This window comes from Gluconobacter sp. (assembly GCF_047723935.1).
In the GTDB taxonomy this organism is placed as follows: Bacteria; Pseudomonadota; Alphaproteobacteria; order Acetobacterales; family Acetobacteraceae; genus Gluconobacter.
In genome coordinates this window covers 79,677-104,685 of the sequence record NZ_JBDOBO010000003.1, presented here as the reverse complement: position 1 = coordinate 104,685, position 25,009 = coordinate 79,677, and the positions used below count along the sequence as shown (strand labels likewise).

Below are 25,009 nucleotides of genomic sequence, written 5' to 3'. Positions count from 1 at the left end.
TAAGAAAGGCATGATCCAGTGGTGCGGGAGATTCGTTTCGAAGGGCGCTTTGATCCCGAGCTGTTCCGGGATTTTGCCATTGCCCGGGCGCGCCTTCTGGCCGTGGAGATTACAGACATGTCTGTTTCAGATCATTGTTTTTCAGTTCGGCTGGTGGGTGAAGAAGCACTTCTCGGAATGTTCGAGATGGCATGTCTCCTCGGGCCAGCGGGCTGTATTGTGACAGGCACGGAGAGCCTCGGATGACAGAGTGGTTTCCAGTTGCTCTCAGTATGGATGTTCCCGCTGGAACAGCCGCTCCGGTACGCTTGTCAGGCAAAGAAATTGCTCTTTGGCGTGGCACAGATGGTGAGATTCATGCCTGGGAAGATCGCTGCCCACACAGAGGAATGCGGCTGAGTTTCGGTTTCGTGCGGAACGGAAATCTGGCTTGCCTCTACCACGGCTGGCAGTTTGGAGCAGATTCAACGTGCCGCCACATTCCAGCTCATCCTGAACTCCGTGTACCGGGCACCATTCGCGCGACAGCTTATCAGGTGCAGGAGCGATGCGGAGTGATTTGGGTGAGCCTCGATGAGAAGACATCACTTTCGCACCTGCCGGAAGGCGAGGCGTCAGGCGTTCGGAGCTTGCTGGTTCAGGTGCCTTTGCAAACTGCGCGGACGTCTCTCAATATGGAGGCTTCGAACTGGAAGCAGCAGGATAACTGTCTTTTCGCTGTGCATGAACCAGCAGTTGGCCTGACCATGTTGCATGTTGCGTCATGGACTGTCGCTGGGCGGCAGGAGGCTGCGCGACAAGCTGTGCAGTTACGGGATCGTCTGGAATCCATCAAGGAGACCGTTTCAGCATGAGGTTACGAGACTGGGCACTTGATGACAGATGCTATGCAGTTCGGCTGGGAGCGTCCCTGATGGGAGTGAAGCTGCCTACGGTCACGGATGATAGCGCCTTGGAAAGTGGCCCGGCCCTTGAAATCGTTGACGATGTTCTTCATGGGCCGTTAGAGATCCTGAAACGGCTCGTAACGCTTCCAGACGTCCAGCAGGAGTGGAATTCCGGAACGGACGAGATGACGTGGGCAGCGAACGCCTTGGACCGCTTTTCCATCATACGCAGGATGGTCATGCTGGCGTCTCTTCCTGTTGAAAATCCCGACCAGCTTGCGATGCCGTTGATGGGCGAGATTGAAGATCGGCTTGCAGAGAACCGCTTGGACGGTCGATGCTGGGTGTCAGGGGATCATCCAGGAGTTGCCGACATCATGCTGTTTCCAGTCGTTGCCTTAAGCCAGGATCTTGAAGTTCCTTTGGATCTTTATCCGGCAGCTCGGAACTTCATGAGGCACTTCAAGGCGCTGCCTGGGTTCATAACGATGCCGGGAGTGCCGGAATGTCACTGAAAAATCCTCTGATGCTCCCGCGGCGTTCCGTACTGGCTGCTTTGGGCAGCTCGCTTGTGATGCCGTCAGCTCTGAAGGCAGCGTCACGTCGTTTTGCGCCCATTCGGGAAGAGGATCTTCTGATTGGCTTTGGGCACACCAGCCCCATCACCGATGGCGGATGGAGCCATGCTCATGATCTGGCGGTTCAAGCCGTTAAACGTGCCTATCCAGCCGTCAAAACCCTCTTTGTCGAGAGCGTGCCTTACTCCGCAGATGCAACCCGCATCTTCCGCCAGTTCGTGGCAGAAGGCGCGCAGATGGTGATTTCCACATCCAACTATGGAGACTTCATTCGCGACGTCGCCGATCGCGCTCCGGACGTTGCGTTCATGGAGTGTGATGGCCATGCTGTCAGCAATAATCTTGGCTGGTATTATATCACGCACTGGTACGCCAGTTATGTCATTGGTATCGCCGCAGCCCGTCTGAGCAAAACCGGCAAGCTTGGCTACGTGGCTTCTTTCCCCGTTCCCTCCGTATACGCCAGTGCGAATGCCGTGCTTTTGGGTGCGCGCTCGGTCAATCCACAGGCGACGATGCGCGTCATCTCCATCAATTCGTGGTTTGATCCGCAGGCTGCAACGGAAGCGGGGGCTGCTCTGGTAGACAGTGGCTGTGACTTCCTGTGCGGGATTATGGACGATCCGGGCTATCTGCGTGTCGCGGAGAAACGCGGCGTTTGGGCCGCGATGTGGAACACGGACATGCGTGAGTTCGGGCCCAATGCATATGTCAGCTCTGTCGTGCTGGACTTTGCTGACTACTATATTCAGCAGGTTGGTGCTCGGATCCGGGGAGAGTGGGCGCCGGAGGGACGTTTTCTCACATTGGCCAAAGGCGTCGATCGGGATCGCTGGGGGCAGAACGTTCCTGAGGCTGTACAGAAAGAAGCCGACGCTGCGCGGGACCGGATGCTGGCTGGATGGTCGCCTTTTCAGGGGCCGATCTATGACTCTGAGGGAACGCTGCGGGTTCCAGCAGGCCATGTCATGACTGACATGGAGATGTATAACTGGTCGTGGCAGGTTCAGGGAGTGTCTGGTCTTGGTTGATGTCACGCATGCGTCCAACGCGCCTCCCGCTCATCTTGCAGCAGGAACACCGCCCATTCTGGAACTGGTGAATATTGCGAAATACTTTCCAGGCGTCATTGCGAACGAAAATGTTTCCCTGAACGTCTTCCCCGGTGAAATTCACGCCCTGTTAGGGGAGAATGGTGCAGGGAAGTCCACACTGATGAACGTGGTGACGGGCCTGTATCAGCCCGATGCCGGGGAGATCATCATTGATGGATATGGGACCACGTTTCCGGCCCCTGACGCAGCCATCGCTGCCGGGATTGGCATGGTTCACCAGCATTTTCGTCTGGTTCCCCGTTTTACAGTCGCTGAAAACCTCCATCTGGGTTGGTCTGAAACACCCCGCCGCCTTGCAGGAAAAGACATTGAAGAGCGTGCCTTCGCGCTTTCCAAGAAGTTTGGTCTCCCCATTACACCGTCGGCTATTGTGTCTTCTTTGTCTGCGGGCGAGCAGCAGCGCGTTGAAATCCTTCGTGTTCTGTCTCGTGGCGCTCGACTTCTTATCCTTGATGAACCAACGGCTGTTCTCAGCCCCGTCGAAGTCGGCGAACTGTTTTCCGCCCTGCGTCGGTTTCGCTCCGAGGGAGGGGCCGTCGTTATCATCAGCCACAAGCTTGATGAGATCATGGCGCTTGCGGACCGGGTTTCCGTTCTGCGGCAGGGGCGACTGGTGGGCACGCATCAGACGTCCGATGTAACGCCTGACAGTCTTGTAACGGAGATGATCGGACGCCCTGTTACACTTGCAACCTCGTATCCCCGGCAGTCTCCTGCTCCGGCAGGCGGTGGCTCTGAACCTCTGTCTCTGAAACAGGTGACAGTGCGGGATGTCGCAGGCGTGGTCCGTCTGGATAATGTCAGTCTTTCTCTTCGTCCGGGAGAAGTCCTGGGGATTGCAGGGGTGACGGGTAACGGCCAGCCCGAACTGGCAGAAGTCCTGACCGGGTTGAAGGCGCCTGAGAGCGGAACGGTCTGTTTGAATGGCAATGCTGCCAATCGTGCAGACCCGGCAATGTTTGCGCATGCGGGCGTGGGTCACGTACCTGAAGACCGGCTGAAACGTGCCCTGATGCCGGGGCTGAGCGTTGCGGAAAACATGGCACTTCGGGAGTATGACCGTCCGCCGATTGGTGGCCGGTTCAGCTTCTCCATGGCGCAGGCGCGCAAGTTTGCCCAGATGCTTGCAGACAGGGCAGGGGTGAAGCTTCCGGGCATACAGGTGCAAATTCGCGGGTTATCCGGCGGCAATCAGCAGAGGCTGGTTCTGGAACGTGAGATCAGGATTGCCAGTCATGTTCTGGTGGCCAGTTATCCCAGCCGTGGTCTGGACATCGGGGCTATCTCAGCCATGAGGGATATGCTCGCCCGTGCGCGTGACGCAGGTGTTGCCGTGGTTCTGATGTCAGAAGATCTGGATGAAATCTTTGCCCTGAGTGATCGTATTGCTGTTCTGTATGCAGGGCGCCTTATGGGGGTCATGGATCGTGCAGACGCAGATCGGGAAAGCATAGGCGCGCTCATGAGTGGCCGTAATCTGTCGGAGGCCGCATGAGCGCCGTATCCCCTCGCACGCGTCTTACGGTTGTTCCGTCTCATCGTATTGCCGTTGGCCGCGGGCTTTCCATCCTTGCGGCTCTGGGCATTGTAGCGATTACGCTCGCCGCGATGGGGCGGTCTCCGATTGAGCTTGCCGGGCTCGTCGTTCGATCGACCGTCGGGTCGCGCTTTGGCATTGAGGATCTCGCACTCTTCATGACGCCTCTGATGCTTACAGGGGCGGCAGTTTGGGTCGGGATCCGTGTCAATCTCTGGAATATCGGGGCAGAAGGGCAGCTTTATGCAGGTGCGACGGCAGCGACGGCTGTTGGTCTGTTCACGCATTGGCCCGCGATTGTCGCCCTTCCGGCGATGGTTGTAGCTGGCGCTCTGGCGGGAGCGGCATGGATTTTTATTCCCGCTGCGGCTCGGGCTTGGCTTGGCGTCAGTGAGATTGTTACCTCTCTTCTTCTAAACTTTGTGGCCTCGCTGCTTGTCTATTATCTGGCAACCGGACCGTGGGCTGATCGCGTGACTGGTGCTCTGGCCTCAACTGAACGCCTGCATGTGGCACTTCCGGAGCTCTGGGGGGCGGTTCATCTGGGGTTCTTACTCGCATTGGGTATTGTTGTTGGCTTGGGAGTAGGGCTCGCGAAAAGCCGGTTTGGTTATGAAACGGCTGTGTGCGGCTCCAATCCGCAGGCTGCGCATTATGCTGGGATTAAGGTCGCTCCCCGTATTCTGGCTGTGCTGTTGTTGTCAGGCGCTTTGGCCGGGCTGGCTGGTGTGTTTGAAGTCGCGGGAACCGTTCACCGGCTTCAGGGTGGCCTTGCCAATAATTATGGATATCTGGGCATTGTCGTGGCGCTTCTGGCTCGTGGGTCGTGCTTTGCCCTTATTCCAGCAGCGCTTCTGATGGCACTGATTCTGGATACGGGGATTGTCCTTCAGACAACTCAGATCAGTTCTTCCGCCGTTCTTGCCATTACCGGTCTGCTGGTCCTTGCCATCGCGGCCGGAGACGAAATGGCAGCCTATGTCCGTGTGAACAGGAACTGATCATGGCACTTCTCAGCGACCTTCTTGGTCACGCCGTTCTGTCAGGCGGGGTTCTGGCGCTTGGTGCCCTCGGCGAAGTGATTGCCGAACGTGCAGGTGTTCTGAATCTCGGGGTAGAGGGCCTGATGTCCCTCGGGGCCGTCGTTGCAGTCATGACTGTGAACGCGACGCCTCATCCATGGCTGGGCCTGCTGGCAGCAGGACTGGTTGGTGGGCTGGGAGCAAGTGTGCTTGCGCTCTCCAGCGTTTTACTTCGTGCCAATCAGGTTTTGTGTGGTGTGGCGATCACCTTCCTGGGGCTGGGTCTTAGTTCTGTAATCGGGCGGTCCGTTGCCGGTGTTCCGGTCTCTGCTGTTTTCGAACCAGTCTCTATCCCGGTTCTGTCTGCCATTCCTGTTATCGGACCTGCCTTCTTTAGCCAGAATATTCTCGTTTACCTGATCTATCTCGTCTTTCCTGTAATGGCGCATTTCTGGCTGTTTCGGACGCGTTCGGGCCTGGATCTGCGGGCCGTGGGCGAAAATCCGGCAGCGGCAGACGCGGTTGGGGTGCCTGTCATGAAGTACAGAGCTCTGGCCGTGATTGTTGGGGGCGTTCTGGCTGGTGTGGCTGGCGCTGATCTGACGCTCGCTGTCGTGCCTGTCTGGTCAGACGGGATGATCGCCGGGCGGGGTTGGATTGCAGTGGCGCTGGTGATCTTCGCGGGATACCGCCCAATTGTTGCCGTCTTGTCCGGCCTACTGTTCGGGCTTGTAACGGCAGTAGGGTTCATGGGGCAGGCCAGAGGCTGGCCAGTTGCACCCGCAATCCTGAATACGCTGCCATATCTTGGAACGGTTGCCTGCATTATTGTGCCGATGCTGGCGTTCGCAAAACTGCGCTCTGCCATGGCGGCCCCCGCAGCGCTCGGGACGCCTTATTATCGAAGTGGAAGATAACCGAACTGGGTGTGGAGTGGGGCGCCAGCAGGCGTCCCAAACACTTTGGTTTGCACCTTTTCCCCATAATCGCGTACTCTGTCTCTTCATTTAGGCATAGAGGGGAGGCTGATGACAAACATTACGGCACTTATTGCAGACGCCGCAGTTTTTGTTTTTCTTCCATGGGTTGTATGGAGGATACTGAAGAAAACAATACCGATTGTGGTTCTGCCAATACTTGTCGGTATATTGATTTCTGTCTGGCATATCCCTGTAAAATCACTTGGTATTCCATCGGTTTATGGAAGCGATATTGGGTGGGTTGCTGTTCTGGTTTTGGCGTTTACTGCCGGTCTTGAAATGTGGCAGTCCCCTGGAAGCGTGGCGGACGATCATGCCCTGCCAGCGCCAACATTGGGGCGTCTGCTAACAGGTGCAGCCGTTGCGCTGGGTGGTCCACTTCTGGTGGGATCCATACTCGCCTACGAATTTTTTCTGCCACTTCCCGGATGGCATCCGCCACATGCACAGCCTTGGGTCGCCGCAGCGTCTATTGGCCTGTGCATTGCCGTCAGTGCTTTGCCCGTTCTGATCGGCGTGGTGCGTGAGCTTGACCCTTCGCAACGTCCGTTGGGTCAGTTGGCGCTTAAGCTAGCCGTTGTCGACGATGCTGCTCTCTGGATTGGCCTGGCAATGCTTCAGGTTGCCGAGCGTGGGACGGCTGCCCTCCATGGATGGACGGGCCTCGAAGTCCTCGCGATTGCGTTGCTGGTGGGACTGGCATTTGCCGGAAACTGGGCTTCCCGCCATTTCAGGAACCCGCCTTCCGCTGTTATCTGGATTGCGGTGCCGATTTACCTTGCTGCCGGTTCGTGGGCCAGCATGCAACTCGGTCTGCACGAACTGATTGGCGCTTACTTTGCTGGCGCGATCATGCCGCCGTCGTGGGTTCGGCGGTTGCCCGTTGAGAAGGTGGGAACGTTCTCACTCATCTGGCTCGCCCCGATGTTCTTTGGTCATAGTGGCCTGAATATCGATGGTGATGCTCTGACATGGCCATCCGTGATCGCTTCTCTGTCACTCGTTGCAATCTCAATCGTGACGAAGATTTTGGCGGTCTATATTTACCCGCCTGCATCCGGCCTGAGCAGGCGTCAGGCGTTGAGCGTCGGTGTTCTGTTGCAGTGCAAGGGGCTCATGGAAATTGTTGCTGCAACGATTTTCCACGCCCAGGGCATGATTTCAGAGTTTGCTTTCGCATCTTTGATGGTTCTTGCTGTCATTTCCACGGTCCTGACAGGGCCCATGTTTAAGCTCGTCGCGCCCCGATCTTCTGCGGCGCCTTAAGGGCTTGAAGAGGAGAGGGGAATTAATCCCCTCTCCATAATCACATCCTTCAAAATAATCAGTGATGCGTTGCTAGCCAGTCGTGGATCTGTTCCTGAGTGGCTTTAATAGCGTCCTGACGGGCATTGATCGTATTGACCGCTTTTGCTGTCGCGATTTTTGCGCCTGTTGTCTTCGTGGACCACGGATCGTTCTGAAGTGCCTCCAGGACCTGTAGGTTGTTGGAGTGTCCGGCGATTGAAGCCAGGAAGTCATCCTGCGACCACGGAGCCAGATGCGTGCGAATATCTGCCTCATGCTCCTTCACCAGTTGCCACACCAGATCAGGATTTTCGCTCGACGCTGCAATGACGGCCAGTGAGCGTGCAATCCGCCCGTTCGGGATGGCTCCGCTATAGGCGAGGGCCACGTTCTTGCGGATCAGATCCGGGTTGGTTGCGCTGGCGAGAGCGGCGAAGTAGCGCAGTTTGAGTTCTGTCGCCTGGGTGGTGCGAACCTTCTCAGCCATGAAGTCATATGTCTGGCCATCCGCCGTCTTCATGGCAATGGTCGTAACAGCACCGACAAGATCGGGACGGAGAGAGGCTGGGTTTGCCTTCCAGAGGGCAAAGCGACGCTTGGCTTCCGCAACAACCTGCGGATCGTTGAATGTTCCGAGTGCGCTGATCACGGATGGTCGCAGCATCGTGTCGAGGACGTTCTCGTGCGGCTTTTCGTCCCAGCCCAGACGCGCCAGAACCGGTGCCAGACGGCTGCGAGCATATGTCTGGAAGTCATCACGATCGGCATTGCCGATTTCATACTGATCAATCGTTTCAAGGCGGCTGATAATTTCTTCCAGAACCGCAATGTCGCTTTCATGCGCTGCGGTCAGACTATCGACCAGATCCAGATAAGACCCAAGTTTGGCCTGTCCTGACCGGAAAAGAGCATACTGGTCCCCAAGCAGGTTGGCGCGATCAACGGGAGCAAATTTGCTGAGGGATGTTGCAAGGGCGCTGAGCGCGTTCTTGTCATAAGAAACGCGATAATAGCCGCTCTCGCCAAGATTGAGTTTGAAGGCCGTATCGCAACGGGGCGCCGTGATAGTGACGGGTTCGGTGCCGAGAACAAGGGTTTTTGTCGGAAGTCCTGGTCCACCAGCCACAACCGGAACGCTCCACGTCAGAGGCTGTGCCTGTGGATCATGGATTGTGAAGCGGCTCTGGGTCAGTGTGTAGGTGGCCTGATCATTCTGACAGAACGATGTGACGTTGACCTGCGGGATACCCGGCTGCTCCGTAAAGCTGCGCGCTACCTTGGCAACATCTTCGCCGGAGGTGGAAGAAAGGGCGTTCCACAGATCCTGACTGGTAGCATTGCCGAACGCGTGTGCTTTCATGTAGGCCCGCATGCCATCACGGAATTTGTCCTCACCCAGCCAGCCTTCCAGCATTCGGATGACCAGCTCGCCTTTGCCATAGCTGATGCTGTCAAACGCTGAATTTGCTTCACTGACGTTGTGAATGGTCTGCTGGATCGGATGGGTCGTTGAAAGGGCATCAATGCCCATCGTTTCTTCGCGGGTCTCGTGCTGACGTGGCCAGATGTCCCACTGTGGGTTCAGCTTGTCCGTGACCTTGATTTCCATCCAGGACGCAAAGCCCTCGTTGAGCCAGATGTTGTTCCACCAGCCCATCGTCACAAGATCGCCAGACCACTGATGCGCCATCTCATGCGCAACGACTTCGTGAATTAGTTCGCGTGTTTTGGGTGTGCTGTTTTTCGGGTCAAACAGAAGCACATTGTCGATGTATGTAAGAGCGCCCCAGTTCTCCATCGCACCGGCCTGATAATTCCCTGGAATAGCCAGCATATCCATCTTCGGGAGAGGATATTTTACCCCGAAATAGCTGTTGTAATACGGCAGAATGCGCTGGGCTGATTCAAGAGCGTATCGACCCTGTTCCTCAAGACCGGCTGGCGCATAAACACTCATGGGTGTGCCGTCAGCCTCTCCATGAACGGCTCCCATGTCACCGGCAACTAGTGCCAGCAGGTAGCTGGACATGCGAGGTGTTGGGGCAAAGGAAACACGCTTGGTCTTCGTGTCCTGCTGAGTGGTGCCGATAATGGGCATATTGCTGACAGCAACATCATCAAACGGCAACGTCACATTCAGCTGGAAGCTGGCCTTGAATGCGGGTTCATCCCATCCGGGGAACATCCGGCGGGCATCAGCAACTTCGAACTGCGTCACCAGCATGCGGCGTACCTGACCGGTGGCTGACGTATAATCGTTGATGTAGAGGCCATTTGGCGTCTTGAGGATTGGACCCGTGTAATTGATGGATAGAGTGTGGGGGCCCTTGGGAACAGGCTGTGAGAAATGCAGCGTGGCAGTTTCTGCAGCGTCATCCTGTGTGATGGTCGCGTGCTGCGTCCCATCCAGAACGGCACCAGACAGCTTCAGTCCGGCCTGATTGAGAACAATGTCCTGCGTATCTGTCAGGACCGTGACGTCGATGGTTTCCTGGCCCTTGAGGGTCAGATGCTCCGGGTCTGTTTCGAGATCGATGGCATAGGAGGCCGGAACAACGGTTTTGGGAAGTTGGCCTGGTGTCTGCTGGAAGGAAAACGTTCCTTCGGCATGCGCCACCATGGCAAAGGGAAGACCGGCAAGAAGGGTGCTGAAAGCCAGAAGGCGGCGCATAACGATGCGTATCCTTAATCAGTCAGAATATTGAAGAAACAGCGTAACGCTTTGTTTCAATGGTGGCGCAAGGGTCGCACACTCGGTCCTGACATGAAAGTGGGAGGCAGGTTTGATGCGTGTGTCTCTTTAAACCAAGACCTCCCACCGCAGCCTGTATGACCACGATGGGAGTGTGTCTCGTGTTGGGGCGTAAATACTAAACGGTCGCCATAAGAGCTGCATTTCCGCCAGTAGCCGTCGTATTGGTGCTGCAGGCCCGCTCCTGAACCAGCCATTCCAGTGGGTAACGTCTGTCTGCGTCTGGTGTGTGCAGGCAGACTACCGGTCCGTCTTTATGTTCCAGTGCTGACAAGACCTGTTTGCGGTCTGTTGCATCGCCATTGCACAGCGCCACATCCACGTGAATGTCTGTTGATAGTGGTAAAATAGAGTCTCCCAGGGCCGCAGGCGGTGGGGGCAGACGGCGCCAGATTTCCGCAGGGATCGCACAGACATTTCCGGTAGACAGGGCATCGGTGATTTGCTGACACAGATCCTCAAATATAGGCCCTGCACACAGCACGGTGCCTCGTGCTGTCAAAGTGTAAACGTTGTCTTCTCCGACAGGGCCGGGAAGGGAAAGGGTTGTTCCCAAAGGCGTTCCGGTAGGCACAACGGCTCTGAAGGCTGGTGCGATGGCCCTTAACCACTGCCCGGCAAAATTCAGGACAACTGGCAGGTCATGGTGCGCCAGAGCACCCATTTCAGGGCGGCTGGACAGAAGTCGACGCAGGTAAAGCGGGCCACCTGCCTTCGGGCCTGTTCCGGAAAGGCCGTGCCCCCCAAACGGCTGAGACCCGACGACGGCACCCACAAGGTTACGGTTGACGTAGATATTTCCCGCATCTGAGGTGGCTTTAAGGTCTTCAATTGTACTGTCGATGCGTGAGTGAACGCCGAAGGTCAGGGCATATCCGGTGTTGTTGATGGCTGCCATCAACTGCGAGCGCTCTTCGCGGCGATATCTGACGACATGCAGAACCGGCCCAAACACCTCGCGGCGCAGAGCTGACAAACTGTCGATTTCGATCAGTGTCGGCGGCACAAAGGTCCCGTTTGCGCACTCTTCAGAAATTGCAGACTGATGGATCGAAAAACCACGAGCGCGCATGTCTTCAATATGGCTGAGAATTCCGCTCTGAGCCTCTTCTGTGATGACTGGCCCGACATCTGTCTGCGGAAGAGCTGGATTTCCCGTACGCAGTTCTGCCATCGCCCCTTTGAGCATCGTCAGAACACGATCTGCGCTATCGTTTTGCAGGCATAGTACCCGGAGTGCGCTGCATCGCTGTCCGGCACTGTCAAAGGCGGAAGACAGCACATCCCCGACGACCTGTTCAGACAGAGCTGAGCTGTCCACAACAAGTGCATTCTGGCCGCCCGTTTCGGCAATCAGAGGAATAGGTGTGCCATCTGCATTCAGGCGTCCGGCAAGCTGCTTTTGGATCAGCCTTGCGACTTCCGTCGAGCCCGTGAACAGAACGCCGGTTATGCGGGGATCGGCGACGAGCGCCGCTCCGATTTCGCCGCCACCTGGTACAAGCTGTAAGGCTTCTGCTGGCACTCCGGCATCATGGAGAATGCGGATAGCTTCTTGCGCAATGAGAGGTGTTTCTTCCGCTGGTTTGGCGAGAACGCTGTTCCCGGCTGCCAGGGAAGCAGAAACCTGCCCCAGAAAAATGGCGAGAGGGAAGTTCCAGGGGCTAATGCAGACGACGGGTCCCAGTGGGGCAGCATTGTCAGCAGTAAAGTCGCGGCGGATCTGGGCAGAATAATAGCGTAGAAAATCTACAGCCTCGCGGATTTCAGACACCGCATTGGCAAGGGTCTTTCCTGCTTCCCGGATAATCAGTCCCATAAGTCTGGGCATGTCGTCTTCAAGGCTCTGAGCGGCCTTCTCCAGACATGTAGCGCGTTCGGAGACTGGTGTGTTCTTCCAGACATCAAAACCTGTGACGGCTTTGCTGATGACAGCCCCTACGCTTTCGACAGCCGTGGGTTTGATACATCCAATGACATCTGACTTGTCGGAAGGATTAACAACATCCTCGCCCGCTGTTCCACCAAATGAGGCCTCCTTATTCAGAGCAACACCGAGTGTTTTCAGAGTGTTTTCGTCTGCAAGATCCAGCCCATGCGAGTTTTCACGCTCAGGCTGAAAAAGATCGCTCGGCTGGCGCAATGTGCTGGGGAGGGCATTGGCGGAGAGCGTGACGGGGTCGGTAATCAGCTCTTCCACCGAAACTGCGGGATCCTGAATACGGTTCACAAAGGACGAATTCGCGCCATTTTCCAGTAGGCGGCGTACGAGATAGGCCAAGAGCGTTTCATGCGTGCCTACAGGAGCATAGACGCGGACAGGCCGATTCAGCTTTTCCGGACCAACAACTTCTTTGTACAGCGTTTCTCCCATGCCGTGCAGGCATTGAAATTCATAGGACTCAGTCGTGAAATTCGGGCCTGCCAAGGCGTGAATGCTGGCCAGGGTTTGCGCGTTATGCGTTGCAAACTGTGGGAAAATGGCGTCTGGAGCAGCCAGAAGCTTCTTGGCGCAGGCAATGTAGGAAATGTCGGTATGGATCTTCTGCGTAAAGAGCGGAAAATCCTCCATCCCATCGACCTGGGCACGTTTGATTTCACTGTCCCAATAGGCACCCTTAACCAGCCGGACCATCAGGCGGTGATTTGTGCGACGGGCCAGATCAATCACCCAGTCGAGTACGAACGGCGCACGCTTCTGATAAGCCTGAACAACGAAGCCAATGCCCTTCCAGTTTTTCAGGGCTGGGTCGAAACAAAGCGTTTCGAGCAGGTCCAGAGAGAGCTCCAGCCGGTCCGTCTCTTCAGCATCGATGTTGAAGCCAATGTCATAGTGACAGGCAAGGCGCGCGAGTGCTGTCAGGCGAGGGCCCAACTCGGCGAGAACGCGTTCCCTCTGGAGGCGGCTATAGCGCGGATGCAGTGCAGACAGCTTGACTGAAATACCCGGGCCTTGATAGGCGCCAGCGCCTGCTGATGCCTGGCCAATGGCGTGAATGGCTGTTTCATAATCACGGTAATACCGATCAGCGTCCGCCATGGTCGTGGCAGCTTCTCCCAGCATGTCGTAGGAGTAACGGAACCCCTTTGCGACAAGGGGCTTGCTGTTTTCGAGCGCGTTCGCGATGGTTTGGCCAGTTACAAACTGCTCACCCATCATGCGCATTGCCATATCGACCCCCTTGCGGATCACAGGCTCACCGCACCGTCCGATCAGGCGTTTGAGGCTTCCCGGCAGCGCTTTCGTCTCTTCCGTCGACAGGACCTTGCCTGAGACGACCAGTCCCCAGGTCGCCGCGTTTACGAACAGGGAAGACTTGCGACTGATGTGCTCATGCCAGTGACCGTTCCCAATCTTGTCGCGAATGAGGGCGTCACGCGTGGGAAGGTCAGGGATACGAAGCAGGGCCTCCGCCAGGCACATCAGGGCGACACCCTCCTGAGAGGAGAGATCGTATTCCTGCACCAGATCCTGAACAATGCCGCTACTGCGGCCTTGACGAAGAGCTTCGACCAACCGCCTTGCTGTCTGACGGGCGAGGGCAGCCTGATCGTCCTCAAGGCGAGCCTCACGCGAAAGCGCCGTCACCCGCGGGGCTTCCGCTACACGGGTGTGGTCGGTGATGGCCTGACGTAGCGGAGACCGCGGCGGAACGATGGCTGCAAGGGACGCGAAAGGTGAGGTCATGAGGATACCGCTGTTCTGATGGTCTCTCACAGATATTGAAACGTTTGCGAAACAGGTGCTGGTATTTTAAGGGGGACGACGAATTAAATTCGGTTTATCGAATTTATGGAAAATTATATTTAGCAGGTGGTGCGAAGTGGATGACATAGATCGCAGAATTCTGAGGTTTCTTCAGAAGGATGGCCGCATCACGAACATTGATCTGTCACGGCAGATTCATCTCAGCCCGGCCGCTACGCTGGAGCGCGTCAAAAAGCTGGAGCAAAATGGGGTAATCCGCGGTTATATGGCCCGTCTGGACCCTGAAACCGTCAATCTTGGGCTACTTGTTTTCATTCAGGTCACGCTGGATCGCACCAGTCCGGATATTTTTGAAGCCTTCTCCAAAGCACTCAAAACCATTCCTCAGGTCAGTGAGTGCTATATGGTTGCGGGCGGGTTCGATTATCTGGTGAAGGCGCGGGTCAAGGATATGACCGCATATCGTAATTTTCTTGGGAAAACCCTGACCCGGCTCCCGGGGGTTCGGCAGACGCATACCTATACCGTCATGGAAGAGGTCAAAGCCGATCCCGAATTGCCGATCTGACGGCTATCTTTTCCCAGGTGGACAAGATGACGGTATGAGGAACGTTACCTTACTCGTGTTCTAACAATGGAGACGCTCCGCCAGATGATGACGCGCCTTTTCCCGGTCTGGGCCATTTTGGTCTCGCTGGCAGCCATCGTGCTTCCCGCGCCGTTCCTGAAACTGTTGCCGGTCATCACACCGCTGCTCGCGTTCATCATGTTTACAATGGGCGTTTCTCTGACAGTGCAGGATTTTTCCCGCATTGCCCGGCGCCCTTATCCTGTTCTGGCGGGGGTAGGATTGCATTATCTCGTCATGCCTTTGGCGGCATGGGGGATTGCGCATCTGCTCGGTATGCCTCCCGGTTTGGCGACAGGCATGGTTCTTGTGGGCTGTGTCTCTAGCGGCACAGCCTCCAATGTGATGATTTTTCTCTCCAAAGGGGACGTAGCGCTGTCCGTCAGTATTAGTGCGCTGTCTACTTTGGTGGGAATTTTTGCAACACCATTACTGACACGGCTGTATGTGTCTGCGGGTGTCTCTGTTGATAGCTGGGGGCTGTTCCGAAGCATCATTACCATGGTTGCGTTACCGGTTTTTGCCGGTGTGATCGTCAATACGCTGTGGCATCGGACCATCCAGCGGATTGAGAGCGCCTTGCCGCCCGTGGCCATGGTGTCCATTTTGCTGATCATTGGTTGCGTCGTCGCGGGCGCCGGTCCCTCCTTGGCTCAAGCAGGCCCCCTTTTGATCCTGGGCGTTATTCTGCATAACGCTATTGGTTTGTTGGGGGGATACTGGGGCGGCAGGCTTCTGGGCTTCGATGAGTCCGTCTGCCGAACGCTTGCGCTTGAAGTCGGGATGCAGAACTCGGCGCTCGCCGCAACGCTGGGCCGTCTTTACTTTTCGCCCCTTGCGGCACTGCCAGGAGCAGTTTTCTCTGTCTGGCACAATGTGTCCGGCTCCGTGCTGGCCGCGTACTGGGCCGCACGGCCTCTCAGTAAGGGCACGTCACGGATCAAGGCACCTTGAGATAATCCTGTATTCGCGGAACCATGAAATCAAGAAAGGCACGCACTCGCGGTGGGCTCTGATGTCCTGCAGGGAAGAGGGCATGAATGTCTTCTTCGTCCTGTATCGTGGCGTCACTCAGAACTTCAACCAAGCGGCCAGTCTTCAGGTCTTCACGGACATGATATTCGCCAAGCCGTGCCAGCCCGACGCCTTGCAGGGCCATACGCCTTACCGTTTCACCGTTATTCGCCAAAAGGGGGCCGTGCACCCGCCGGTCAATCAGCCGCCCTTTCTCCTGAAACGGCCAGACAGGGGTTGTGCGCTGGAAATTGAACCCAAGGCATTGATGGCTGTCTAAATCCGCAACGGTCTGAGGCGTACCGTGGCGTTCAAGATAGGTGGGTGAGGCTACAATCCTGCGTGGTACCGCCCCCAGGTGACGGACAGTGAGACCTGAATCCTGTAGTCGGCCGACACGAAAGGCCACGTCTGTTCGGTCAAGGTAAAGGTCCGTTACGTCGTCAGAAAGTGAGAGATCAATCAGAATATCCGGATAGGCATTCCAAAACGCAGGGAGGAATGGCTCCAGTCCAAGGGTGCCGAACGCAACGGACGCGTTGACCCGGACCGTCCCTCTGGGCTGCATGGTTCCCGTTGTGAGGCTGCGTTCAATATCATCGAGTTCTGCTATCAGGCTGACAGCGCGCGTATAATAGGTCTGTCCTTCCTGCGTTACGGAAAGGCGGCGGGTCGAGCGTTCGATCAGGCGGACACCCAGACGGGCTTCAATTCTGGCAATGAGCTTGCTGACGGTTGACGGCGTCATGACCAGCAGCCGGGCGGCTTCTGAGAAACTACCGCTTTCGACTACCCGTAGGAAAACCTGCATTTCGCCAACGCGATTGTCCATCTCGATCCCATCTATGAACGGGTTGCAGGGACTCTGTTCAAAGCGCGCAAATTTTCAGGCGCGCTTGACGCCAACTGGGGATTGCCACCTGCTTGAACAGGGCGGCTAGAAATGTCCTTCGCTATGAAACGGATTAAGACATTTCTAAAATATATCTTTTAAAATCAGACATCAGGCGGATTTTTTTGGGAGCCGCCTGAACCTGAAGTTTAGTGAGCCGAACGAATGTCGTTGCTCTTTTCACGGATAGCCCGGAACTCGGAGCCACCTTTCCACGTCGGCCAATCATGCGAGAAGGCCGCATTATATCCGACCTGGCGGACAACATCGACGTCCTGCGCCGCACCTTGGACGTCCCAGTCAGGGCTCCAGGCATCGCAGGCCTGATGATAGCAGGCCATATATGCCGTCAGCCATTTGCTGCCCGCGGCTGTTCCACCCTTAAGAAGATCGAACGGGCCAGCCATATCCATAACCGCGAGAACGGGCACGCCAGCCCGGGCGAAAGGCAGATGGTCCGCACGGTAAAAGGCTCCGCGCTCTGGCATGGCTTCCGGCTGGGTTATACGGCCCTGTTTAAGGGCTGCGGCTGCGAAGTCATCCTGCAGGGTGTCCTGTCCAGCGCCGATAATGAAGGCATTATGAGCTGGGCCTGCCATCTGAAGCACATCCATGGTCAGGTTAGCCGCAGTCTTGTCCAGCGGTGCCAGCGGATGGGCGACATACCAGCTCGATCCCAGAAGGCCGCGCTCTTCACCAGTCCAAGAAGCAAAACTGACAGTCCGTTTTGGCTTTGGCCCCTTCTTGAAAGCCCGTGCGATTTCCAAAACCGCTGCAATACCAGAGCCGTCGTCAATCGCTCCGCGCCGAATAACGGTCTTGCCTGCGGCATCGGTGCTTTTGCCAAACGCATCCCAGTGCGCGCCGAACATTACAGTTTCGTCGGGATAATCCGTACCCGTGATCTTGCCGATGACGTTCTGGCTCTGGAGGTGATCGACCTTGACCGGCATGTCCACTGAAAGCGTCGTGTCATGAATATTGACCGGATGGAAATCCGGCGAACGTGCCTGACGACGCAGACGGTTAAGATCCAGCCCGGCGCGGGCAAACAATGTTTTGGCTGCATTGCCTTCGATCCAGCCGATCATCGGTACGGACTTCAGGTCCTTATCGTCGTGAAGAATGTCATACTCTTCACCCTGAGGTGCGACGACCGTGCTCCAGGGATAGGATGCGCCCGGAGTATCATGAATGATCAGCGCTCCGGCTGCACCGCGACGGGCGGCTTCCTCGAACTTGTAGGTCCAGCGGCCATAATACGTCATGGTCTTGCCACCAAAGCGGCCAGCAACAGGCTCTTCCGGTCCAGCATCGAAATCAGGATCATTCACCAGGAAGACCGCAATCTTGCCGTGCAGATCAACCTGCTTGAAGTCATTCCAGCGACGTTCCGGCGCCGTCACACCATAGCCCACGAAGACCAGAGGGACGTTTGACAGCTGAAGGCGCTCGATCGGCTGGAGCGTCGACATGACGATATCTGTCAGCTGATGAAGCGGCAGAGCAGCCTGCCCCCGTGTCTTGATCGTCGCGATCGCTTTCGGATCAGGGCGGGTACGGATCATGGGGACATTCTGCGTCCATCCACCATTTTCGCCGCCAGGTTCCAGTCCAAGCTTCTGATACTGATCAATCAGCCACTTGACCGTGACGGCCTCACCTGGGGTGCCAGGGGCACGTCCCTCAAATGAGTCCGAAGCCAGAACCCGCATTGTCTCCGACATCCGAGCCGGGTCGATAGGGCCGGAGGCGCCTGCGTCAGATGCTGCATGGGCCACGGAAACGCCGATTGCGAGCGGAGCTATCGCGAAAGCGGCAAGAGCGGTAGCCAATTTCAGGCGGTTTCGAAGGGAAGATTTGTGCATCATGTCCTCAGTCTTTGTCATAACGCGTGTCTGACGAAATGAGGCATACCTTACACATCGGATTGCTGATCAGGAAATGGCATAAAATCATCGGGCTGGCTGGTTGACGGAAAACGCGTGGCACCCCCATTTACGATTAATGACCACTCTCACCATTCCGGTTCTCCTGTCCCGCCATCCTCCCGTTGAGGGGAGTGAAGGCCTTTGTTACGGGCGACAGGAAATGGAACTCAGAGCGGGGTGGGAGGCCCAGGCCGCTGGTCTGCTGACCCTTGCAAGGGGCGCCGGCTGTTCCGTTATCTACACGTCACCATCGGCCCGGTGTCTGTCTGTCGCGCGAAGACTTGAGGCGCAGACCGGGTGGCCGCTGCGTTTGGATGACCGGTTACTGGAGCTAAATTTTGGCCAGTGGGAAGGGCTATCCTGGAATGTTGTGCCGCGTGTGGCTCTCGATAGCTGGGCCGAAGATCCTGAAGGGTTTTCTCCCCCAAAAGGTGAAAGTGGGCGAGCGCTGCAGGAGCGTGTGCAGTCTTTCTGGGCAGACCTCATTCAGGCCGGAGAGGCCGCGTTAGTCATTTCGCACGGCGGCCCACTTCGTCTTCTTGATGGGCTTGCCAAAGGAGAGAGGGTCAACCTGCTAGCACCTTCAATGCCGCAGGGCAGCAGCAGGCTCCATTACGTCAGCGTTTGATCCACTCACGTCGGTCCGGGTTTCTTGTTTCCCAGCCCATGCGCTCCAGTTCTGGCGTTTTGGCATGGGCTGCAGGATATCCGATGCAAAGATACGCGATAAGGTTCCATCCCGGCTCGGCATCAAGAAGGTCTGACACGTGCTCGGGCTCAAGAATGGAGACCCAGCCCAGCCCAACACCAGCCGCTGTTGCGGCCAGCCAGAACGTATGGATGGCCATCACAGCGGACCACGTCGTTGTTTCGGGCATGGTCGCACGTCCAAGACCATGTCCCTGGTCCGGAAATGTTTCGCAGAAGACCGCGACATGATGCGGGGCATCATCTAATCCGGCCAGTTTGAGCGTTGCATAGGATGCTGCTTGTTCGCCTTCATATCCCTGAAGAGCTTCCCGGTTGCAGGTTTCAAAGCTCTTCCGAACGGCTGCTTTTCGCTCTGGGTTTTCAACGAGCACGAAGCGCCAGGGCTCACTCAAACCAACGGAAGGCGCCAGGGTCGATGCATGCAGGAGATCATCGAGCACTGATGCGGGCAGAGGATCACGTTGGAAATGTCGCGCATCCCGGCGCCATGTGAAAAGGCGCTCCAGATCTTTTCTGAAATCGTCTGAAAAGGCTGGTACCGTCATGGTTTATCCGTTGCGTGCAAGAGATTCGTCGGCGCCCGCCATCAGGACACGGGATGCCAGAGGCCCGAAGAGCAGTCCGATCGTAGCCCATAGAACGATCTGCATCCCCAAGGCTGCTTCCCGGAAACGCCAGAGCACTGTTGCCGGGAAATCTGTTGGAACTTCATTGATATCAGGCATACCAGCTTGTACGGCGGCCACCAGAATGATGAAGACACCGAGAGAGGCTAGCACACCGTTCCAGTGGCCCAGGCGCCGGATGAGTGGTCGGCTGACCATATAGGATGCCGCTGCCGAGCAAAGCGATAAAGCGATCATGCCGAAATAGGCGCCCGTTCGTAGGCCGATGGTGGATGGAAGGCCAACAGCAGGCGGATTGGGAGGATATTTCAGGTCTGGCACCAGCACGAACACAACGAATGCTGCGGCTGCCAGAAGTGCAGATAAGGCTCGCGGTGAAAAGCGTCCCACCCGACCGTAAGCAAACGCAAAAACGGTTGCAAAAATGCCGCCGTAAGCCGCGCCATACATAACGGCTGCTGTCAGAAGGCCGAAAGAGGCCTGAACGCCGCGGCTGATAATTTCCGGTTCAGGCGGCTCGCCAGCAGCGAGGTCTTTCGCGCTCTCGAATGCAATCGCAAGATTGACCTGCGGCTCTCCAAAAAAACGCGCAAACACGAACGCAAGCAATGCGGCAGCAATCCCGGCAATCATGCCGCGGCTCAAAAGACGACCTGTCATGAAACTATGCTGCGTTTAGTGGCAGGGGAAGCCGAGAAGATGGCGCCCATCATGAACAAATTCATGGACCGCATGCCCTGAAATCAGAGACGTCGCGCCTTGTTCTGCACCAACAAAATAAAGCAGCAGAAGGCTGAGAACGACCGTGAAGGCAGCCCATGGAAGGAGCGTGCGGATCGGCAGCGCAATCGGCGCGGCGATGCTGGCGGGCAGATGGGACGGGGAAAGGCTCTGGCTCATAATAGGCTCCGCTGGAAAAGCGCGTTCTGCGGTGGAAAATTGATAAAGGAGGTCTGGCTTCGCAACGTGATTTCACGAGCATTACAGTGGCGCGACCGCACCGGATTTGCGCCGGCTTCTCCCTGCTTCCGCTAGGAGAGAGGATGTAGCGTTTCGTGAGAAAGTGTCAACTTTTCCATGCTGAGGCCAGCACTGTCAGGAGAACGCACTCGGCAAAACTGGCCGTTGCTCCCAGCACGTCTCCTGTATATCCGCCGAGTAGTTTTCGGGCGACGGCGCGAACTCCAAGCATCGTGCACAGTGCGGCAAGAAGAGTTTGGAGGCCCAGTTGTGCGGGAAGGCAAATCACCGTCACGCAAAAGCCGGAAAACAACGTGCCCAGCAGCTGGTCCCGCGTCAGACTGGAGAGCTGCTTTGCCAGCCCGTTGTCACGCGCAGGCTGTGTGATGAACGTCAGGAGTGGGAGTACTGTGCGGGAGAGCGCTCCCGTCGCAGCCATTGCCGGCAAGATCATTGAAGGAGGCAGCGCTGCTAACGTCGTAACGCGGACGATTAAGCTGATGCCCAAAGCTAACCCCCCATAGCTGCCGATACGACTATCGCGCATGATGGTCAGGCGCTTCTCAGGAGTATGGCCGCCACCACATCCGTCCGCCATATCCGCCAGTCCGTCTTCGTGCAGGCCTCCGGTTAAGAGAACTTGTAGGCCGACGCTCCAGGCTGCCGCTACCAGAGGGGGAACACTCAAGGCGCTCAGCAGCAAGAACATTGATGCGCTGAGAATACCGACAAGCGCCCCAATTAGGGGCCAGCACCAGACAGACCGCGCCAGAGACCAGTCCTGTCCGCTGACGCGCAGCCATCCCAAGGGAAGGCGGGTCAGCAGGCCTGCACCACAGGCGATGTCTTCTCGAATGGTGCGCCAAAGCCTCATTGAATGGAGACGTCTGATTGGGAAACCGCAGCCTCTGCGAACGTCGCCATACCGTTGTGGCAGGCCAATGCTGCTCTGAGGACGGGAATGGCAACCGCAGACCCAGATCCCTCTCCGAGGCGCAAGCCCAGGTCCAGTATTGGTTTCAGCCTGAGGGCATCTGCCAGCCTGCGGTGACCAGCTTCAGCGGAACAATGCGAGAGCTTTGTGTGGTCGAGTGCTGAGGCAGTCAGTTTGATCAATGGCAGCACGGCTGCGGTACAGACGAAGCCGTCAAGCAGAACCGGGATACGATGGTGTCTGGCGGCCAGAACACTTCCCAATATGGCGGCCAGTTCGTAACCACCCAGACAACGTGCGGTATCCAAGGGGTCGCTAAGTGACGCCGCGTGCATACACAGGGCCTCATCAATAACAGAAGCCTTGAGGTTAACGCCCGCCTGATCGAGACCCGTTCCACGTCCTGCCCAGTCCGCGCCAGTGCCTCCTAGAAGGGCAGCACAGAGTGCGGCGGAAGGGGTTGTGTTGCCGATGCCCATTTCGCCTGGGCAGAACAGATCCAGCATGGGGGATACAGCGGTGTATCCGACCGAGACCGCATCAAGGAACTCCTCTTCGCTCATAGCTGGGAACGCTGTGAAATCTGCCGTGGCCGTTAGGTTTCGGACGGGAACAACAGCAAGGTCCGCACCAGCATTTCGGGCAAGCTGGTTGATTGCTGCGCCGCCACGCTGGAAATTCGACACCATCTGGGCCGTAACATCCGAAGGCCACGGAGATACGCCCCGGCGGACCACACCATGATTCCCTGCGAAAATCGTTATCTGAACGTGCTCTAGCGTTGGTTTCTGATGGCCCTGCCATTCACCGAGCCAAATGGATAGCTCTTCCAACCGCCCGAGGCTGCCGGGAGGTTTGGTCAGAGTTGCGTCTCGCTCCGCTATCAGGGCGGCGACTTTTGGGTCGGGGTCTGGAAGTGACAGGCAGGCAGTGCGAAGTTCTGCAATGCTGGCGAAAGGAGGCTGACAGAACGAGGGCATGATGTGCGATGGCATGACAGGTCTTTTGTGCTGTTATCAGGGACCATGCAAGAAGAAGGCGCAGGAGACATTGTGGCACAGACCACCACTCAAACAGGACTGCCGAATGTGTCACTGGTCCTCGGGGGCGCCAGGTCAGGAAAAAGCAGGATCGCTGAGGCAATCATCACTGGTCTTCCGGCCCCTTGGGTTTACCTCGCGACCGGTCGGGCTTTTGATGAGGAAATGCAGGCCAGGATAGATTTGCACCGTACCACCCGTGGGAACAAAGGGTGGCATACAGTTGAAGAGCCATTTGATATCGCTGGTGTCTTACAGGTCGAGCAGGGCGCACCGGTCCTGGTTGATTGCCTGACTTTATGGCTGACAAATCTCATTCTGGAAGACCGTAATATACACGCCGCGACGAAAGACCTTCTCGAGGCGTTGCAAGCACGGAAAGGCCGGACCGTTCTTGTGGGCAACGAGGTAGGGCTCGGAATTGTCCCGGACAATGCCCTGGCTCGTCGTTTTCGCGATGAAGCGGGTCTTCTTCATCAGAAGATCGCCGCAGTCGCCGGAGAAGTACTGTTTGTGGCGGCGGGTTTGTCTTTGAAAATGAAATGAGCCCATTTCCCGGGCTTTGACACGCTTTCATCCCAGAGATAGGAGAGGGTTTGATGGTTCCTCTGGGAAGAGGATGAAAAGGGAAGCTGGTGCGGCCTTAGAAGTAGGTCAAACCCGGCACTGCCCCCGCAACTGTGGACGGTTTTCTGTCCTGCCAGTCTTTCTTTCAGGAAAGGCAGCCACTGGATTTCGATCTGGGAAGGCCCGGTGGGAGAGGAGGTGCTAATGGCGCCTCAGCCGTGAGTCAGGAGACCTGCCATCTGAGCCAAGTGTCATGATCCGGCGGGGTGCCCGGACTGTGAGGGCGCGCCATCATGTGCGTGTCACTTTCGCGATTGCGAAGGCCTTTCATCGCGCCTTTTGTTATGCCGTTGTGGCTGCAAGAGAGACGAAACCATGGCAGATACCCTGCCTTATGCTGAAGCGGGCCAGTCATCCGTTTCGCCAGTTTTCCATGTCTGTGTGACGTGTCGTCGCAGTCTACCGGTTGGGAATGACCCTGTTCAGGGGCGGCAGCTCTACGATGCCTTGCTTGACCAGGCTGCTGAAGGCGATTTCAGCGTCCAGCCCGTTGAATGTATGGCAGCCTGTAGCCGAGGCTGTATTGCCACGCTTTCCATGCCGGAAAAATGGACTTTTGTTTTAGGTGAGCTTGGTCCGGAAAAGCTGTCTGACCTGCTGGCTTACCTTCAGCTTTACCGAGCATCGAAAACCGGAACAGTGATGCCGTCAAAGCGACCCGCATCGCTTTCTGATATGGTTATCGCCCGTCTTCCATCTTCTTTGTCTGCTTCACAGGAACTTTCATGATGTCCCAGACTGTTTCAGGCTCCGGTCGCAAGATTCCGGTTACGATCATCACGGGTTTTCTGGGGGCAGGGAAAACAACCCTTCTGCGAAATCTTCTCGCGCAGGCTGACGGACGCCGTATTGCGATCGTTGTTAACGAGTTCGGTTCACTTGGGATCGACGGAGAAATTCTACGGTCCTGCGGGATCGAAGGATGTGCTGACGAGGATATCGTCGAGCTCACCAACGGATGCCTCTGCTGCACGGTTGCAGACGACTTCATTCCGACCATGGAGGCTCTGATCGATCGTCCTGATCCGCCAGAGCACATCGTGATCGAGACATCTGGCCTTGCGCTGCCCAAGCCTCTTCTCAAGGCATTCAGTTGGCCCGGGATCCGTACCCGCATGACCGTTGATGGTGTGATTACGCTGGTGGACGCACCTGCTGTCGCCGCGGGTCGCTTTGCGGACGATCCGGAAGCCGTTGCCGCACAGCAGGCTGCCGACCCTTCGCTGGATCATGATAATCCATTGGCTGAAGTCTATGAAGATCAGTTGAATGCGGCGGATCTGATTGTTCTGAACAAGACTGATCTTTTGGACGAAGCCGGGATTGATGCGGTTGAAAAGGGCATTACGGAGGCTGTGCCGCGGAAAGTTATTACGCTGCGCGCAGTAGAGGGACGCCTGGACCCCGCTGTTCTGCTGGGGATTGGTGCCGGTGCCGAAGACGATCTCCAGGCTCGTCCGTCCAATCATGATGGCGCAGATGACCACGAACATGATGACTTCGAGAGTTTCGTCGTGGTCCTTCCAGAGCAGAAAAGTGCTGAAGCATTACTCAAGCGCTTGAGTGAGGTTGCGGGGCAATTCGATATCCTCCGTATGAAAGGCTTTGCAGCCGTGCAGGGCAAGAAAATGCGATTGGCCGTGCAGGGTGTCGGAACCCGTTTCCGTCATGAATTTGATGTGCCTCTCGCAGATGCAGGCCGGGACGGGCGTCTCGTCGTAATTGGCCAGACAGGCCTGGATCGCGCAGCCATCGAAGCCGCACTGCTGGCGGACTGAC

Annotated in this window: 23 protein-coding genes and 1 riboswitch; of the genes, 14 read left to right on the top strand and 9 right to left on the bottom strand. The window is 56.7% G+C overall.

Annotated features, from left to right (window positions below; all coding sequences use genetic code 11):
* Nucleotides 1-18 precede the first annotated feature (18 nt).
* The 8 genes from ABF979_RS03590 (at nucleotide 19) to ABF979_RS03555 (ending at nucleotide 7,385) form a co-directional block, all read left to right on the top strand.
* Nucleotides 19-246 (top strand): hypothetical protein, encoded by a 228-nt coding sequence (locus tag ABF979_RS03590; RefSeq protein ID WP_099212816.1) that lies wholly within the window; start codon nucleotides 19-21, stop codon nucleotides 244-246.
* On the top strand, nucleotides 243-854 hold the full coding sequence (locus tag ABF979_RS03585; RefSeq protein WP_415557834.1) for a Rieske 2Fe-2S domain-containing protein: 612 nt from the start codon (nucleotides 243-245) through the stop codon (nucleotides 852-854). Before ABF979_RS03590 ends, ABF979_RS03585 begins: the two co-directional genes overlap by 4 nt.
* Nucleotides 851-1,402 carry a glutathione S-transferase C-terminal domain-containing protein gene (locus ABF979_RS03580; protein ID WP_415557832.1) on the top strand — a complete coding sequence of 184 codons (552 nt, stop codon included), beginning with the start codon at nucleotides 851-853 and terminating at the stop codon, nucleotides 1,400-1,402. Before ABF979_RS03585 ends, ABF979_RS03580 begins: the two co-directional genes overlap by 4 nt.
* A complete protein-coding gene (locus ABF979_RS03575) occupies nucleotides 1,393-2,496 on the top strand; it encodes a BMP family ABC transporter substrate-binding protein (RefSeq protein ID WP_086634647.1) in 1,104 nt (367 codons plus the stop codon). Before ABF979_RS03580 ends, ABF979_RS03575 begins: the two co-directional genes overlap by 10 nt.
* Nucleotides 2,489-4,075 carry an ABC transporter ATP-binding protein gene (locus ABF979_RS03570; protein WP_415557830.1) on the top strand — a complete coding sequence of 529 codons (1,587 nt, stop codon included), beginning with the start codon at nucleotides 2,489-2,491 and terminating at the stop codon, nucleotides 4,073-4,075. Before ABF979_RS03575 ends, ABF979_RS03570 begins: the two co-directional genes overlap by 8 nt.
* Complete coding sequence (locus tag ABF979_RS03565; protein WP_046901946.1) at nucleotides 4,072-5,118, top strand: ABC transporter permease; 1,047 nt, start codon at nucleotides 4,072-4,074, stop codon at nucleotides 5,116-5,118. The genes ABF979_RS03570 and ABF979_RS03565 overlap by 4 nt, the downstream gene beginning before the upstream one ends.
* Nucleotides 5,119-5,120: 2 nt before the next feature.
* Complete coding sequence (locus tag ABF979_RS03560; protein ID WP_415557828.1) at nucleotides 5,121-6,056, top strand: ABC transporter permease; 936 nt, start codon at nucleotides 5,121-5,123, stop codon at nucleotides 6,054-6,056.
* A 111-nt stretch (nucleotides 6,057-6,167) separates the two neighbouring features.
* Entirely contained in the window at nucleotides 6,168-7,385 is a 1,218-nt protein-coding gene (locus ABF979_RS03555) for a cation:proton antiporter (protein ID WP_317214428.1), read from the top strand.
* A 58-nt stretch (nucleotides 7,386-7,443) separates the two neighbouring features.
* On the opposite strand, the gene ABF979_RS03550 is transcribed toward ABF979_RS03555, so the two are convergent.
* Together ABF979_RS03550 and putA are read right to left on the bottom strand one after the other, a co-directional pair.
* The gene (locus tag ABF979_RS03550; RefSeq protein WP_415557825.1) at nucleotides 7,444-10,077 is read right to left on the bottom strand and encodes a M1 family metallopeptidase; all 2,634 of its coding nucleotides are present in this window, start codon (nucleotides 10,075-10,077) and stop codon (nucleotides 7,444-7,446) included.
* A 199-nt stretch (nucleotides 10,078-10,276) separates the two neighbouring features.
* A complete protein-coding gene (gene putA, locus ABF979_RS03545; protein ID WP_415557823.1) occupies nucleotides 10,277-13,846 on the bottom strand; it encodes a bifunctional proline dehydrogenase/L-glutamate gamma-semialdehyde dehydrogenase PutA in 3,570 nt (1,189 codons plus the stop codon).
* 136 nt (nucleotides 13,847-13,982) lie between these two features.
* Between putA and ABF979_RS03540 the strand changes: the two genes are divergently transcribed.
* Complete coding sequence (locus tag ABF979_RS03540; protein WP_202207954.1) at nucleotides 13,983-14,435, top strand: Lrp/AsnC ligand binding domain-containing protein; 453 nt, start codon at nucleotides 13,983-13,985, stop codon at nucleotides 14,433-14,435.
* Between the two features lie 84 nt (nucleotides 14,436-14,519).
* Complete coding sequence (gene panS / locus ABF979_RS03535) at nucleotides 14,520-15,449, top strand: ketopantoate/pantoate/pantothenate transporter PanS (protein WP_211511016.1); 930 nt, start codon at nucleotides 14,520-14,522, stop codon at nucleotides 15,447-15,449.
* Here panS and ABF979_RS03530 read toward each other — a convergent pair.
* The gene (locus tag ABF979_RS03530; protein ID WP_415557821.1) at nucleotides 15,436-16,341 is read right to left on the bottom strand and encodes a LysR family transcriptional regulator; all 906 of its coding nucleotides are present in this window, start codon (nucleotides 16,339-16,341) and stop codon (nucleotides 15,436-15,438) included. The two genes, panS and ABF979_RS03530, sit on opposite strands and share 14 nt — an antisense overlap.
* 209 nt (nucleotides 16,342-16,550) lie before the next feature.
* Nucleotides 16,551-18,269: a M20/M25/M40 family metallo-hydrolase gene (locus ABF979_RS03525; protein ID WP_415557866.1), complete on the bottom strand. Its 1,719-nt coding sequence runs from the start codon at nucleotides 18,267-18,269 to the stop codon at nucleotides 16,551-16,553.
* Nucleotides 18,270-18,408: 139 nt separating this feature from the next.
* Between ABF979_RS03525 and ABF979_RS03520 the strand changes: the two genes are divergently transcribed.
* A complete protein-coding gene (locus ABF979_RS03520; RefSeq protein ID WP_415557819.1) occupies nucleotides 18,409-18,960 on the top strand; it encodes a histidine phosphatase family protein in 552 nt (183 codons plus the stop codon).
* Here ABF979_RS03520 and bluB read toward each other — a convergent pair.
* The 5 genes from bluB to cobT all read right to left on the bottom strand — a co-directional run bounded on the left by bluB (nucleotide 18,950) and on the right by cobT (nucleotide 22,558).
* Nucleotides 18,950-19,588 carry a 5,6-dimethylbenzimidazole synthase gene (bluB, locus tag ABF979_RS03515; RefSeq protein ID WP_415557817.1) on the bottom strand — a complete coding sequence of 213 codons (639 nt, stop codon included), beginning with the start codon at nucleotides 19,586-19,588 and terminating at the stop codon, nucleotides 18,950-18,952. The two genes, ABF979_RS03520 and bluB, sit on opposite strands and share 11 nt — an antisense overlap.
* A 3-nt stretch (nucleotides 19,589-19,591) precedes the next feature.
* Nucleotides 19,592-20,329, bottom strand: a complete 738-nt coding sequence (locus ABF979_RS03510) for a CbtA family protein (protein WP_415557815.1) — start codon at nucleotides 20,327-20,329, stop codon at nucleotides 19,592-19,594.
* A gap of 15 nt (nucleotides 20,330-20,344) precedes the next feature.
* Entirely contained in the window at nucleotides 20,345-20,569 is a 225-nt protein-coding gene (locus ABF979_RS03505) for a CbtB domain-containing protein (RefSeq protein ID WP_415552198.1), read from the bottom strand.
* A gap of 166 nt (nucleotides 20,570-20,735) precedes the next feature.
* Nucleotides 20,736-21,503 carry an adenosylcobinamide-GDP ribazoletransferase gene (gene cobS, locus ABF979_RS03500; RefSeq protein WP_415557813.1) on the bottom strand — a complete coding sequence of 256 codons (768 nt, stop codon included), beginning with the start codon at nucleotides 21,501-21,503 and terminating at the stop codon, nucleotides 20,736-20,738.
* Nucleotides 21,500-22,558: a nicotinate-nucleotide--dimethylbenzimidazole phosphoribosyltransferase gene (cobT, locus tag ABF979_RS03495; RefSeq protein WP_415557812.1), complete on the bottom strand. Its 1,059-nt coding sequence runs from the start codon at nucleotides 22,556-22,558 to the stop codon at nucleotides 21,500-21,502. The genes cobS and cobT overlap by 4 nt, the downstream gene beginning before the upstream one ends.
* A gap of 30 nt (nucleotides 22,559-22,588) precedes the next feature.
* Between cobT and cobU the strand changes: the two genes are divergently transcribed.
* From cobU to cobW, 3 genes are all read left to right on the top strand, one after another.
* Complete coding sequence (cobU, locus tag ABF979_RS03490; RefSeq protein WP_415557811.1) at nucleotides 22,589-23,149, top strand: bifunctional adenosylcobinamide kinase/adenosylcobinamide-phosphate guanylyltransferase; 561 nt, start codon at nucleotides 22,589-22,591, stop codon at nucleotides 23,147-23,149.
* A 37-nt stretch (nucleotides 23,150-23,186) separates the two neighbouring features.
* Nucleotides 23,187-23,425, top strand: a riboswitch (cobalamin riboswitch).
* Between the two features lie 120 nt (nucleotides 23,426-23,545).
* Nucleotides 23,546-23,959 (top strand): DUF1636 family protein, encoded by a 414-nt coding sequence (locus ABF979_RS03485; protein WP_415557810.1) that lies wholly within the window; start codon nucleotides 23,546-23,548, stop codon nucleotides 23,957-23,959.
* Nucleotides 23,956-25,008 carry a cobalamin biosynthesis protein CobW gene (gene cobW, locus ABF979_RS03480; RefSeq protein WP_202207945.1) on the top strand — a complete coding sequence of 351 codons (1,053 nt, stop codon included), beginning with the start codon at nucleotides 23,956-23,958 and terminating at the stop codon, nucleotides 25,006-25,008. Before ABF979_RS03485 ends, cobW begins: the two co-directional genes overlap by 4 nt.
* The last annotated feature ends 1 nt before the right edge of the window (nucleotide 25,009 follow it).